The sequence below is a fragment of the Kribbella voronezhensis genome, from assembly GCF_004365175.1.
GTDB lineage: Bacteria > Actinomycetota > Actinomycetes > Propionibacteriales > Kribbellaceae > Kribbella > Kribbella voronezhensis.
Map to the genome: position 1 here is coordinate 1,304,628 of NZ_SOCE01000002.1, position 13,608 is coordinate 1,318,235.

Consider the following 13,608-nt stretch of genomic DNA (forward strand, 5'->3'; position numbering starts at 1 on the left):
CGGCTCACGGCCACTGCCCGCGTTCGATCAGTATGTCGCGGAGCAGGTCGGTGCGATCGGTGATGAGCCCGTCCACTCCGGCGTCCAGGAGGCGGTGCATGGTCGCCGGGTCGTCGACGGTCCAGACGTGCACCTGCTTGCCGAGGGCATGCGCGCGCCGCAGCAGTCCCGACGTGAGGACCTTGAGGCGGCCGTAGTACTCCGGGATCTGCAGGCAGGCGCCGGGGGAGTCGAAGCGAAAAGGGGAGAACCGGATCCGGGCGATCTCCTGCTCACCGAAGCCGGTCGCCAGGCGTTCCCCGAGCTCGGCGCGGATGCGCTTGACCCGGGCCTGGGAGAACGACGAGACGCAGACGCGGTCGATGGCGCCGGCCTTCCGCAGTACGGCGGCCGCGGGCAGGACGCCGTTGTCGGCCTTGATGTCGAGGTTGAGCCTGGTCGCCGGGAAGTGCTCGAGCACGTCGGTGAGCAGCGGGATCGGCTCGTGACCGTTGATCCGGGCCTTCTTGACCTCCGACCACGGCAGCTGGGAGATCACGCCGGTGCGATCGGTGACGCGGTCGAGCCGGTGGTCGTGGAAGGCCACCACCACCCCGTCGCTGGTCGCGTGCAGGTCGGTCTCCAGGTACTGGTACCCGAGTCCGACCGCCTGCTCGAAGGCATGCATCGAGTTCTCGTAGCCGACGTTGTCAGGGTGCAGGGCGCCGCCGCGGTGGGCCATCGCGATCGGCCCGTCGTGGTCGAGATACGGATACACACCCGGCAGTATCGCCGAGTGCCGGCAGCCCGGAGGCTTGTAGGTCAATCGATTGCACGGCTAGGTTCAGGATTACCGTGCGCTTCGACGGCACTTATCCGGGCGACTGGCCCCATCGAGAACGCCCGACGTGTACCGCGAGCGGCGGCACTGTGCGGTCCCCGACCCTCCCGAGCCGGGGGCCGCGTGCACTGAGGCTCGACTCGGCCGGGCGGGGGCTGGTTGGGTAGCGTGGTGTCGGTGACGGATATCAGCCGACCCCGCCCCGAGCTGTGGACTCTCGATCCCGGCGTCCTGCATCTCAACCACGGCTCGTACGGCGCGGTGCCGCGGCGTACCCAGGACGTTCTGGCGTCCCTGCGGGCGGAGACCGAGGCCAACCCGATGGCGTGGTTCCGCTCGGTCGCCGACCGGCTGACGGCCGCCCGGCTCGAGTTGGCGTCGTACCTGGAGACCGACCCGGCCGGCTTCGCGCTGGTGCCGAACGCGAGCGCCGGCGTCACGGCCGCGCTCGCCACCGTCCCGATCGCGCCAGGCAGCCGGATCGTGCTGACGAATCACGCGTACGGCGCGGTGCGGTTCGCGGCGGAACGCTTCGCCCGGCAGCACCAGGCCGAGGTCGTCGTCGTCGACGTGCCGCTGGAATCCGACGACGACACGGTGGTCTCGCTCATCTCCGCGGCCCTGGGCAGCACCACCGCCGCCCTGGTGGTGGACCAGATCAGCTCGGCGACCGCGATGATCTTCCCGATCCGGCGCCTGGTCGAGGCGTGCGCGCGGTACGACATCCCCGTCATCGTCGACGGCGCCCATGCACCCGGGCTGCTCGACGCCCCGGCCGGCGACGGCGCCGACTTCTGGACCGGCAACTTCCACAAGTGGCCGTGCTCGCCGCGCGGGACCGCCGGTCTGGTGGTCGCGGAGAAGTGGCGGGCGCGGACGTTGCCGCTGATCGTGTCCTGGTCGGAGTACGACGAGCGGCTGCCGGAGCGCTTCGACATGCAGGGCACCTTCGACTACGCGCCCTGGATCGCCGCACCCGAGTCGTTGCGGGTGCTCGCCGACCTCGAGTGGCAGCGGCGCCGGACGCAGCTGTCGGCGACCCTGGACGAAGGTGCCCGGGTGATCGCGAAGGCGCTCGGCTCGTCGGTGCCCGAGGTGGTCCACCCGGCTCCGACGATGCGGTTGGTGGAACTCCCCTTCCCGGGCGAGCCGACGCCCGAGGCCGGCGCGGCTTTCAAGCTCCGGGTGTCGCGCGAGCTCAAGGCGGAGATCACCCTGACCGCCTTCGACACCCGGGTCTTCATCCGCCTCTCCGCCCACGCCTACAACAGCCTGCGCGACTACGAATTCCTCGCCGAGCGCTTGCCTACCTTGTTCTGAGGGTCGCTGAACGATCGTTCGCCGTGAACCGCGAGCTCGGCCAGCACTGCGGCGGGGTCGCCGGCCTCGACGAGCTCGAGCAGGTGACGGTGCCTGGCGACGTGCTCGTTGAGATCTTCGTGGTAGTGCTCGCGGGCGTAGAGGTTGCGCGCCATGCAAAGCAGGAGCTGCTGCTGCACCGACGCGTAGGCCTCTTCGAGTCGCCGGTGTCCCGCCAGCGCGACGAGGGAGGAGTGGAACCGGTAGCCGGCCTGCACGAGGCTGCCGCGGTCCTCGGCCGCCGCGCAACGCTCCATCTCCACCAGCGCTTCCTGGGCGACCTTCAACCGGTCCGGGAATCGCACGGGGACCGCGAGCTCCATCGCCAGCCGCTCCAGCGCGGATCGCAGGGTGAGGATCTCGAAGACGTCCTGATCGGTCAGCGTGGCCACCATCGACCCGCGCCGCGGCCTGGTCACGATCAGCCCTTCCTGCTCCAGCACCCGCAGCGCTTCGCGCAGTGGGGGACGGCTGATGCCGAGCTGCTCGGTGAGCCGTTCCTCGATCAACCGCTCACCCTCGGCCAGCTCACCGGCCAGGATCATCCGCCGGATCGCGTTGGCCGCGAGCTGGACCAGGCTCAGTGACTCCAGTGCACCCTGCGACTCGCTCATTCCCACCGACTCCTAGCTGCCATTCGACGTGCCGCCCCGAACCACCGCGGGGGCCGATCCCAGACCCTGCAAAGTAGCGGGTCATCCCTCGAGTTGTCGCCGCCACCCTTGTCAGCGTCGATTATCTATTGTAGACAATAGTTCATAGACAGGGCGGCCGTGAACTGGAGGCGTTCCCGTGGCCCAGCATGAATCTCCCGCAATCTCCGCCGGAACAGCACGGCTCGGATTCGCCGGCCTCGGCAATCTGGGCAAGCCGATGGTGCAGGCACTGCTCCGGAACGGCTGGACAATCTCGGTCCTGGACCGGGACGCGGCCCGGGCCGGGGATCTCGACGGCGTCCGGGTCGTTCCCACAGCGGCCGGGCTCGCCGACTGCGCGGTGGTCGCGCTAGCTGTTCCGGACGACGAGGCGGTCAGCCAGATCCTCGACGAACTCGTCCCGCTCCTCGCGGCGGGATCGGTGGTCCTGATCCACAGCACGATCCTGCCCGGTACGGCGAAGCGCCTTGCAGAGCAGGCCGAGCGCCACGGTGTCGGGTTGCTCGACGTACCGGTCAGTGGTGGAGCCGAGAGAGCGCTCGCCGGCTCTCTGACGGTGATGGCCGGTGGTCGGGCCGAGGTGCTGGAACGGGTCGGACCGGTGCTCGATTCGGTCGCCGGCGAGGTGATCCATGCCGGACCGGCCGGTGCCGGCGCCGCGGTCAAACTCGCGAACCAGTTGATGATGTTCGCCGCCCTGGCCGGGGTCCAGGAGGCACTCGAGTTGGCCGCAGCGTACGACGTACCGGAGCGGACCGTGCTGGAGGCGGTGTCCACGAGCACAGGGGACTCGTGGATCACCCGCAACTGGGGCTTCTTCGACCAGACCGTGGCCGCCTACGACAGCGCCGGTACGCCGGTCCGCGACCGGCCGTGGAGCAAGGACCTGTGGGACATCGTGGCAGCGGCCCGAGATCGCGCTCTCCCGTTGCCGGTCGCCGGTCTGCTCGCGCAGCACCTCGCCGAGCGGGTCGAGGAGCACGCACGCAAGGGATCCGGATCGTGAAGAACTCGGAGCGGACCGGACGCGAAGGGCTGACGGCGTACCTGTTCCTGAGCCCCTGGCTGGCCGGGATCCTGCTGCTGACGATCGGGCCGATGCTGTACTCGGCGTACCTCGCCTTCACCGACTACGACCTGCTGAGCGCGCCCAGGTGGATCGGCCTCGGGAACTTCCGCCGGATGTTCTCCGCGGACCCGAGGTACCTGTCGTCGGTCAGGGTCACCCTCGTCTATGTCGCGGTCTCGGTGCCGTTGCTGCTGATCGTGTCGATGGCGCTCGCCCTGCTGCTGAACAAGGGAATCAGGTTCCTGTCCGGTTACCGCGCGCTGTTCTATCTGCCCTCGCTGATGGGCGCGAGCGTCGCGATCGCCGTGCTGTGGCGGCAGATCTTCGGTGGGACCGGGCTGGTGAACCAGGTGCTCGGTCTGTTCGGCATCAAGCACGGCAGCTGGGTCGGCAGTCCCGGCACCGCGCTGTGGACGATCGTCACACTCAACTTGTGGGCGTTCGGCGCCACGATGATCATCTTCCTGGCCGGCCTGCGCCAGGTCCCGGCGGAGTTGCACGAGGCAGCCGCGGTCGACGGCGCCGGGCCGATCCGTCGCTTTTTCAGCGTCACGCTGCCGCTGATGACGCCGCTGATCTTCTTCAACCTGCTGCTCGACACGATCCACGCGTTCCAGGCGTTCACCGGCGCGTTCGTGGTCAGCCGTGGCACGGGCGGCCCCACCGACTCGACCTTGTTCTACACGCTCTACCTGTACCAGCAGGGATTCGCCGAACTGAAGATGGGCTACGCCTCGGCGATGGCCTGGGCGCTGGTGATCGTGCTGGCTGCCTTCACCGGTTTCCTCTTCCTCACCGCCCGGCGCTGGGTCTACTACGGAGACGAACGATGACCACCTTGTCGATCAGCCGCCCGTTGTTCGGCCGGCGCCGGACCCGCAGCCCGATCGTGACCGGACTCGTCCGGCACGCCCTGCTGATCGCCGTCCTGGTCGTGATGCTCTACCCGGTCGTCTGGATGGTGGCCGCGTCGTTCCGGCCGTCGGCCGAGGTGATGAACAGCCTCGGGCTGTTCTCGAGGAACTACACGCTGGACAACTACAAGCACGGCTGGAGTGCCGGGCAACTGAACTTCTCCCGCTACTTCCTCAACTCGATCGCGATCACCGCGCTGTCGATCGCGGGCAACCTCTTCTCCTGCTCGCTGACCGCGTACGCGTTCGCCCGGCTGGAGTTCCCGTTCAAGCGGGTTCTGTTCGGCCTGCTGCTGGCCACGATGCTGCTGCCGTACCACGTGACGCTGGTGCCGCAGTACATCTTGTTCAACCGGCTGGCCTGGATGAACACCTATCTGCCGCTGGTGGTGCCCAAGTGGCTCGGGGTCGAGGCGTTCTTCATCTTCTTGATGGTCCAGTTCATCCGGACCCTGCCGCGTGAGCTCGACGACGCGGCCCGGATCGACGGCTGCGGGCACTGGCGGACGTTCAGCCGGATCATCATGCCGCTCGCGCTGCCGGCCATCGGCACCACCGCGTTGTTCACCTTCATCAACAGCTGGAACGACTTCCTCGGTCCGCTGCTGTACCTGAACCGGCCGGAGCTGTGGACCGTCTCGCTCGGCCTGAACTCGTTCCTGGACGTGACCGGGGAGTCGGCGTACGGCTCACTGTTCGCCATGTCCACCCTCGCCCTCGCGCCGATCGTGGGGTTCTTCCTGGGCGCCCAGAAGCTGCTCATCGAAGGCGTCGCGACCACCGGCCTCAAGTAAACAGGAGACAGTCATGAAGAGACTCGGTACGGCGGCCCTGGCGTGCGCGGCACTGCTGGCGGTCGCCGGATGCAACGGTACGTCGGTCAGCGGATCCGGTGGCGGCGACACCGGATCGGCCCAGAACGGCAAGGGTGATGTCACCGGCAAGCTGCAGCTGACGTTCTGGGGCGGTGCGAACCGTGCGGCCAAGACGAACGCGGTGGCGGACCTGTTCGTCAAGGCGCATCCCGGTGTCACGATCGACCGGCAGAACGCCGATTTCGGCAACTACTTCAACAAGCTGAACATCCAGGCCTCCAGCAAGACGCTGCCCTGCGTGATGCAGTTGCAGGGACGGCAGCTGAACGACTACACCAAGCGCAAGGTGCTGCTACCGCTCGACCCGATGATCGAATCCGGTGCGATCAAGGTGGACGACATCCCCAAGGAGGTCGTCGACACCGGCCGCGGCCCGGACGGCAAGCTCTACTTCCTCCCGTACGGCGCCGCGTACGACGCGGTCGGCGTCAACGCGACGCTCGCCAACCAGGCCGGGGTGGGCCTGCCGCCGGAGGGCTACAACTGGACGCAGTACACGGAGTGGATGGCCAAGGCGCAGGCGAAGCTGCCGGCCGGCACCTTCGCGGCCGGCTCCCGCGGCGGTCTGCCGAACTTCTTCATCGCCTACAACCTTGCCAACGGCAAGCAGTTGTTCACCAACGACGGGAAGCTCGGTTTCGGCAAGGACACCCTCGTGGAGTACTGGACGATGTGGGAGAAGCTCCGCAAGGCCGGTGTCACGATGAGCGCCGACACCCAGGCCGACGAGCCCGAGGGCGCCGAGCAGGGCTTCATCGCGCAAGGCAAGCTGATGACCGACAGCATCCCCGGCAACGCGCTCACCCCCGCCTCGGCCACTCTCGCGAGCAAGGGCGGGGGGCAGAAGCTGACCACACTGCCGATGCCGTCCGGTCCGAGCGGCTCGGGCAACGCGATGTTCACGTCCGGGTTCGCGATCCCGACGAACTGCGACAACGTCCCGACCGCGGCCGCCTTCATCGACTTCTTCACCAACGACCTCGAGGCAGGCAAGGTGTTCAAGTCCGACAACGGCGCGGCGACCAACACCAAGGTGCTCGAGGCGCAGATCAAGGATCCGGCCCTGCCCGCGCTGAAGAAGCACGAACTGGAGCTCTACCGGCAGATCGTGGCCAAGAACCCGCCGACGATCCTCTACCCGCCGGGCTACCAGGCCACCTTCGAGTCGGCGTACACCCGGGCCTACGAGGAAGTTGCCTTCGGCAAGAAGACGGTCGAGCAGGCGGCGGACTCGTTCCTCAAAGAGGCGAACGCGGGACTGGGTGGCTGACGTGGCCGAGGGCGCACTGGACGGACTGCGGGTGCTGGACCTGACCCAGGTGATGGCAGGGCCGTTCTGCACGATGCTGCTGGCCGACCTGGGGGCCGACGTGATCAAGATCGAGAACCCGGCGACCGGCGACCAGACGCGGCGGTCCTGGGGCTACGCGGTGACGGGGGAGGACAGCCGGGCCTTCCTGGCCCTGAACCGGAACAAGCGCAGCGTCTGCCTGGACCTCAAGTCCGCGCAGGGTCTGGCCGACTTCCACCGGCTGGCCCGGTCGGCCGACATCGTGGTGGAGAACTTCCGCCCCGGCGTGACGAAACGCCTCGGCGTCGACTACGAGACGCTGTCCGCCTTGAACCCGCGGCTGATCTACGCGAGCGTCTCCGGGTTCGGCCAGACCGGCCCGTACGCCGACCGGCCGGGCTACGACCTGATCGCGCAGGCGATGTCGGGTGTCATGAGCATCACCGGGACGCCGGGCGGGGTGCCGGTGAAGTGTGGACTGCCGGTCGGTGATCTCGGGGCGGGCATGTTCTGTGCCTTCGGCATCGTCGCCGCGGTGCACGCCCGGGAGCGGAACGGGCGCGGACAGCAGGTGGAGACCTCGCTGTTCGAGTCGGCGCTGGCGATGTCGGTCTGGGAATCGACGGAGTACTGGGCGACCGGCGAAGTGCCCCAGCCGCTCGGCTCCGCGAACCGGATGTCGGCGCCGTACCAGGCGCTGCGAACCAAGGACGGCTACCTGACGCTCGGGGCCAACAACGAACGGCTGTGGCAGCGACTGTGCGCGGCTCTCGAGTTGCCCCAACTGCCGGCCGACCCGCGGTTCGTGACCAACACGGACCGGATGAAGCATCGTGATGAGCTGGCCGGCGTACTGGAAGAGGCCCTTGCGTCGGCGACCACCGACGAGTGGGTTGACCGGCTTCTCGCTGCCGGCGTTCCGGCGGGGCCGATCCGTAACTATCGCCAGGTGCTCGACGAAGATCCACACGTCCGGGCCCGCGGGATGGTGCAGGAACTGGACCATCCCGTCGAGGGACGGGTGCGGGTGCTCGGGTCGCCGGTCAGGTTGAGCGGTACGCCGGCGCAGTTGCGAAGGCACCCACCGCTGCTCGGCGAGCACACCGAAGAGGTTCTCTCGGAGCAGCCGTCGTGAGTCCGGCCGAGCTGATCGTTCGGTCCGACGGCCCGATCCTCCGCCTCTGGCTCTCGAACCCGGGTCGCCGCAACGCCATCACCTGGTCCATGTACGACGGGCTGCTCGGGATCCGCGACGTCGTGGCCGATGATCCCTCGATCCGGGTCGTCGTACTGCGCGGCGCCGGTGGTGAGGCGTTCGCGGCGGGGACCGACATCCGGCAGTTCGGGGACTTCAGGACCGGCCAGGACGGCGTCGACTACGAGCACCGGGTCGGCGAGGTGCTGACCAGCCTGCTCGGGATCCGGGTGCCGGTGGTCGCGGTGGTGGACGGACCGGCCGTCGGCGCCGGACTGGCGATCGCCGCCTGCTGTGACCTGGTGGTCGCCACGCCCGATGCCGTCTTCGGCGCACCCGTCGCGCGGACCCTGGGCAACACCCTGCCGCCGCTGGTCCTCGCCAGGCTGCAGCAGCGGCTCGGAGCAGGACGAACGATGGCGCTGCTGCTGACCGCTCGGTTGCTGCCGGCAACGGAGGCCGAGACCGCGGGTTTCGTCACCAAGATCGTCGATGCCGAGGCGCTGGAGGAGTACGTCGAGGATCTCTTGCTCACGATCCGTTCCAACGCACCGCTGACGTTGGCCTCGTTGAAGGAGATCGAGCGCCGCGTCCTGGCCGAAGGCGCGAACGCCGCCGCGGACGACGTCCTGGCCGCCGTCTACGGCAGCCGGGACTTCCGGGCCGGGGTGGCCGGCTTCCTCGAGCATCAGCCGGTCGAATGGGAAGGACACTGAGATGCCGGTGATCGACGCACATCACCATTTCTGGCGGGTCGCCGCGCAGGAACAGCCCTGGCGGAACGACCGGCACGGCTCGATCGCGCGCGACTACACCCCCGACGACCTGCGGCCCGAACTGATCGCCGCCGGAGTGGACAGCACAGTGCTCATCCAATCGGTCGACGAACCGGCCGAGAACGACCGGCTGGCCGCCTACGCGGCCGAGGCGCCGTTCGTGGCGGCTGTGGTCGGCTGGCTGCCACTGTCGGATCCAGCGGCCGCCAGGGCCGAGCTCGAGCGGCTGGACAGTCCCGTACTGCGTGGTGTCCGCTGCCTGGTCGGGCGGGATCCGCTGGACTGGTTGACCGAGCCGGACTCGGTCGCCCTGTTCAAGGAACTCGCCACGGCCGGCCTGAGCTGGGACGTCGTACCGGTCACCGCGGCACAGACCGCCGCGGTCGTGGCGCTGGCGCACGCCGTACCGGAATTGCGGATCGTGGTCGACCATCTCGGCCGGCCGCCGATCGATTCAGGTGGCTGGGAGCCGTGGGCAGGACAGTTGCGGCAGTTGTCCGAATGCCCCGGGATCGCGCTGAAGGTGTCCCTCGGCATCGACCTGCTGTCCGCGGTGCCCGCCTGGCCGTCGGACCTGGATCGCTATCTGCGCTGGGCGGTCGACTGTTTCGGCGCACAGCGGTTGATGCTCGCCAGCAACTGGCCCGTCGTACTGCTGCGGGCCGACTACCAGCACGCGTGGAACAGCCTGCGCGAAGTCGTCGAGCGCGCGCTCGACGACCCGAACGAACTCGCGGCGGTCCTCGGAGGCACCGCCGCGCACTACTACCGGATCAATGGAAAGGTCTCTTGATGACTGTCAGCGAAACTGCCAACGCGAACGACCTGTCCAGCCTGTACCGGCACCTGCGGGTGGTGGACGTGGCCGATGCGCTCGACGGCATCGGCTACTTCGACATCGGGCTGATGTCGCCCGACGTCCGGCCGCTGTGGCTCGGGATGAAGTTCTGGGGCCAGGCCGCCACCATCCGGGCGGTGCCGTCGAACCGGCCGATGTGGAAGCTGGAGTCCACCCAGGACATCGTCGAGGCCCACCGGATCTGGTTCGAGGAGACGGGCAACGTGAAGCTGCCCGACGAGCTTCCGGCCGGTCACGTCGTGGTGATGGATGCCGGCGGCGGCAAGGAGGTCGGCTTCTGGGGCTCGGAGAACGGCATGGGCGCGGTCCAACGCGGTGCGGCCGGGATCGTCACCGACGGGTACTGCCGCGACACCGCCGAGATCACCGCCCAGCGCACCCCGATCTGTTCGAAGGCCCGCGGCCGGACGATCATCCCGGGCCGGATCAAGGTGGTGGAGACCCAGACCACCATCGCCTGCGGCGGTACCCAGGTGAGCCCCGGCGACATGGTCGGTTGTGACGACGACGGGGTCATCGTGGTCCCGGCCGACGTCGCCGAGGAGGTCGCCGTACATGCCCGGGCCATCCTGCTGGCCGACATGCGAGCGCGCCGCAAGCACTACGACGCGCTCGGCATGAAGCCGGACAGCTCGGTCGACTTCGACGCCGTCGAGCGGTACTACGCCGAGTTGTAGCCGATGGCCGTCGGGAGCGATCAGCCCTTGATCGCTCCCGAGGTCATGCCGGCGACGATCTGGCGGTTGAAGAAGAGGAACATGATCAGGGGCGGGATCGTGATCAGCAGGATGTTCATGAACAGCAGGTTGTACTGCGTACTGAACTGACTCTGGAAGTTGTAGAGGGTCAGCTGGACCGTCGCGTTCTGGTCGCCGGGCAGGAAGTACAGCGGGTTGGTGAAGTCGTTGAACACGGCCACCGACTGGACGACGACCACCGTCACGATCACCGAGCGCAGCAGCGGGAAGATCACCCCGAAGAACAGCCGCAACGGGCCGGCCCCGTCGATGGTCGCCGCCTCGTCCAGCTCCCGCGGAATGGTCGCGACGAACGCCCGGAACAGCAGCACGCAGAACGACAGCCCGAAAGCGATCTCGATCAGGATCAGTCCGGGCATCGTCTTGAACAGGCCGAACTTCTGCAGCACCCAGATCGTCGGCACCACGGCCGGCGGGATGATCAGGCCGGACAGCACCAGGAAGTTGATGAAGCCGTTCCACCGGCTCCTGCGGCGCTGCAGGACGAAACCGGCCATCGCCGCCAGCACGACCATGCCGGCGACGCTGGCCACGGTCAGGATCGTGCTGTTGATGAACGCGATCACCAGCATGTAGTCCCGTGCCTTGACCACCTCGACGAAGTTCTGCACGATCCGCAACTGGTGCGGCCAGGAGAAGTCCAGCGAGGCCGCCTGCTGGCGGTCCTTCACCGCGGTCAGCACGATGAAGGCGAACGGGATGATGAACACGACGATCGACACCACGATCGCGACCGCGCTGAGCAGGTAGTTGCGGCCCGGCTTGTGGTTGACGAGCTCGGCGGTGCTCACAGATCCACCTCCTTGCGGTTGAGGAAGTACGACAGCGGCAGCACGATCGCGGTGACAGCGATGAACAGCACCACGTTCCCGGCGGTCGACAGACCGTAGAAGCCGGCCTGGTACTGCTTGTAGATCACCGACGCGATGACATCGGAGGTGAACCCGGGGCCACCACGGGTCATCGCCCAGATCAGCTCGAAGGACCGCAGCCCACCGATCAGCGACAAGATGATGACCGTGACGGTGGCCGGCCTGGACAGCGGCAGGACGATCCGGCGGAACGTCTCCCACGAGCTCGCGCCGTCCACCCGCGCGGCTTCCAGGTACTCGCGCGGGATCGACACGATGCCGGCGATGTAGATCAAGGTGGCCAGCCCGACGCCCTTCCAGATGTCGACGGCCGCGACCGACAGCAACGCGTACTTCGGATCCGTCAGCCAGCCCGGTCCGTCGATGCCGAGCGCCGACAAACCCCCGTTGATCAGACCGTGATCGGGATTCATCAGCACGGTGAAGGTGATGCCGACGCCGATCGTGGAGACCAGGACCGGGAAGAACACCACCGACCGGAGGTAGCCGCGGGCAACGATCTGCGAGGTGAGCAGCACGGCCAGCAACAACCCGAGGACGACCTTGGACCCCGACGTGACGACGGCGAAGATCAGCGTGTTGGTGAAACCCTTGACCAGTTGCGGCTCGGAGAAGAACAGCTTGAAGTTCTCCAGGCCGATGAACTTCGATTCGAACAGGCTCCAGCGGGTCAGGCTGAAGTAGAGCGAGGCGAAGGTCGGGACGATGAACAGGACGCCGTAGATGATCGCCGAAGGCAGGTAGAACCAGCCCGAGTACGGCGTGTAGACCTTGGCCGCGGACGCCCGCGTCGCCGCGGGCGTCTCGGCACGGGTACGGATCGAGGTCAGCGTCACGACCTCACCAGCCCGCCAGCCCGAGCTGCTGGGCCTGCTTCTTCACGTCTTCGTCGTACCGGGCGGCGCCGTCCTTGGCCTTGCGGATACCGGAGCCGACCTCGACGGTGATCTGCTCCAGCGACGGGCCCTTGACCGGCGACACGAACTCCAGCGCGAGGCTGGACGCGCCCTGCTTGTCAAGGTACGGCTGCATGTCCTTGATCGCCTGCGGTACGTCGGCCGGCAGGTCGCAGCCCTTGACGGCGTACGGGCCGGTCGGCGCACCCGCGGCGGTCTGGGACTTGCAGCCGTCCGGGCTGGCGATGAAGGCGAGGAACTTCTTCGCGGCGTCAAGTTTGGCGCCGGTGGTCGTCTTCGGGATGTAGTTGGCGCCCGGCGTCCACACGGTCAGGCCGTTCTTACTCGCGTCGTCACCAGGCAGCGCGAACAGGCCGACGTTCTTGGCGGCGTCGGGGTAGGTGGCGACCATGTTGGCGACCACACCGGACAGGATCGGGTACTGCGCACCCTTGCCCTGGGCAAGCATCCGCAGACCGTCCGGCAGCTTCGCCGAGGCGAAGTCCTTGTTCTCGTAGCCGGCGTCGTGCACGGCCTCGGTGTGCTCGAAGCCCTTCAGCGCCGCCGGTGAGGTGGCGTACTTCGCCTGGTTCTTCGTGTACTTGTCGGCGAAGTCCGGTTCGACGGCCGCGACGTTGTGGAAGTCGCCGAGCACGAACAGCTGCGAGGTCCAGGTCTCGCCGTAGGTCTGGATCACCGGCGGGATCCCGGCCGCCTTGATCTTCGCGCTGTTGGCCATGAACTCGGCCCAGGTGGCCGGCGGCTTCAGCCCGAGCCGGGTGTAGATCGGGATGTTGTAGAGCACCGCGCCGCCCATGAAGCCGCCGACCGGTACGCCGTACACCTGCCCGTCGGCGGTCACGGTCTTCTTGAAGTTCTCGTCCAGGTCGCCGATGTAGCCCTGGTCGCTGAGCGGGACCAGGTTCTTCTGCGGGGCGATCGCCTGGAACAGCGACCCGGTGTTGTAGTTGAACACGTCCGGCATGTCGCCGGTGGACAGCCGGGTCTTGACGATGTTGTCGCCCTCGGTGCCGGCCGGGCGGGTCTCGGTCTTGATGGTGATGTCGGGATTCTTCGCGGAGAAGTCCTTGACCAGTTGTTCGGCCGTCTTGACGTCCTGGTCCTGGTTGCCGATCAGGTAACTGATGCTGACCTTGCCGTCGCCTCCGCTGTCACTGGATCCGAGGCTGCCGGCGCTGCAGGCCGTGAGGGCGAGCAGGCCGATCAGGGCCAAAGCTGTCGATGGTGGGCGGATCGTCATGATGGGA

Annotated in this window: 14 protein-coding genes; 9 read left to right on the plus strand and 5 right to left on the minus strand. The window is 67.7% G+C overall.

The features are described 5' to 3' along the window. Positions 1 to 4 precede the first annotated feature (4 nt). Positions 5 to 757, minus strand: coding sequence for a glycerophosphodiester phosphodiesterase family protein (locus EV138_RS33215; protein ID WP_133983901.1), 753 nt, complete (start codon positions 755 to 757; stop codon positions 5 to 7). 240 nt (positions 758 to 997) lie between these two features. Here EV138_RS33215 and EV138_RS33220 point away from each other — a divergent pair, with 240 nt between their 5' ends. Beyond that, on the plus strand, positions 998 to 2,140 hold the full coding sequence (locus EV138_RS33220; protein WP_133983903.1) for an aminotransferase class V-fold PLP-dependent enzyme: 1,143 nt from the start codon (positions 998 to 1,000) through the stop codon (positions 2,138 to 2,140). Here the strand turns inward: EV138_RS33220 and EV138_RS33225 are convergent. After that, complete coding sequence (locus tag EV138_RS33225; protein ID WP_133983905.1) at positions 2,101 to 2,793, minus strand: GntR family transcriptional regulator; 693 nt, start codon at positions 2,791 to 2,793, stop codon at positions 2,101 to 2,103. The genes EV138_RS33220 and EV138_RS33225 overlap by 40 nt on opposite strands. Before the next feature lie 178 nt (positions 2,794 to 2,971). On the opposite strand from EV138_RS33225, the gene EV138_RS33230 reads away from it, so the two are divergent. The 8 genes from EV138_RS33230 to EV138_RS33265 are packed head-to-tail and all read left to right on the plus strand — an operon-like array spanning position 2,972 to position 10,491. After that, on the plus strand, positions 2,972 to 3,841 hold the full coding sequence (locus EV138_RS33230) for an NAD(P)-dependent oxidoreductase (RefSeq protein WP_238158539.1): 870 nt from the start codon (positions 2,972 to 2,974) through the stop codon (positions 3,839 to 3,841). Further along, on the plus strand, positions 3,838 to 4,737 hold the full coding sequence (locus EV138_RS33235) for a carbohydrate ABC transporter permease (RefSeq protein WP_238158540.1): 900 nt from the start codon (positions 3,838 to 3,840) through the stop codon (positions 4,735 to 4,737). Before EV138_RS33230 ends, EV138_RS33235 begins: the two co-directional genes overlap by 4 nt. Further along, positions 4,734 to 5,612 (plus strand): carbohydrate ABC transporter permease, encoded by an 879-nt coding sequence (locus tag EV138_RS33240; protein ID WP_133983909.1) that lies wholly within the window; start codon positions 4,734 to 4,736, stop codon positions 5,610 to 5,612. The genes EV138_RS33235 and EV138_RS33240 overlap by 4 nt, the downstream gene beginning before the upstream one ends. A 13-nt stretch (positions 5,613 to 5,625) precedes the next feature. Beyond that, positions 5,626 to 6,963: an ABC transporter substrate-binding protein gene (locus tag EV138_RS33245; RefSeq protein WP_133983911.1), complete on the plus strand. Its 1,338-nt coding sequence runs from the start codon at positions 5,626 to 5,628 to the stop codon at positions 6,961 to 6,963. Position 6,964: 1 nt separating this feature from the next. After that, on the plus strand, positions 6,965 to 8,119 hold the full coding sequence (locus tag EV138_RS33250; RefSeq protein ID WP_238158541.1) for a CaiB/BaiF CoA transferase family protein: 1,155 nt from the start codon (positions 6,965 to 6,967) through the stop codon (positions 8,117 to 8,119). After that, positions 8,116 to 8,895 (plus strand): enoyl-CoA hydratase, encoded by a 780-nt coding sequence (locus EV138_RS33255; protein WP_133983913.1) that lies wholly within the window; start codon positions 8,116 to 8,118, stop codon positions 8,893 to 8,895. The genes EV138_RS33250 and EV138_RS33255 overlap by 4 nt, the downstream gene beginning before the upstream one ends. Position 8,896: 1 nt before the next feature. Then, entirely contained in the window at positions 8,897 to 9,748 is an 852-nt protein-coding gene (locus EV138_RS33260) for an amidohydrolase family protein (protein WP_133983915.1), read from the plus strand. After that, entirely contained in the window at positions 9,748 to 10,491 is a 744-nt protein-coding gene (locus EV138_RS33265) for an RraA family protein (RefSeq protein ID WP_133983917.1), read from the plus strand. The genes EV138_RS33260 and EV138_RS33265 overlap by 1 nt, the downstream gene beginning before the upstream one ends. 20 nt (positions 10,492 to 10,511) lie before the next feature. Here the strand turns inward: EV138_RS33265 and EV138_RS33270 are convergent, their stop codons facing one another. Genes EV138_RS33270 through EV138_RS33280 form a run of 3 tightly spaced genes read right to left on the minus strand, consistent with a single transcriptional unit; the run spans position 10,512 to position 13,601 of the window. After that, a complete protein-coding gene (locus EV138_RS33270; protein ID WP_133983919.1) occupies positions 10,512 to 11,363 on the minus strand; it encodes a carbohydrate ABC transporter permease in 852 nt (283 codons plus the stop codon). Beyond that, positions 11,360 to 12,280, minus strand: coding sequence for a carbohydrate ABC transporter permease (locus tag EV138_RS33275; protein WP_133983921.1), 921 nt, complete (start codon positions 12,278 to 12,280; stop codon positions 11,360 to 11,362). The genes EV138_RS33270 and EV138_RS33275 overlap by 4 nt, the downstream gene beginning before the upstream one ends. A 4-nt stretch (positions 12,281 to 12,284) precedes the next feature. Continuing rightward, positions 12,285 to 13,601, minus strand: coding sequence for an ABC transporter substrate-binding protein (locus tag EV138_RS33280; protein WP_133983923.1), 1,317 nt, complete (start codon positions 13,599 to 13,601; stop codon positions 12,285 to 12,287). Positions 13,602 to 13,608: the final 7 nt, after the last annotated feature.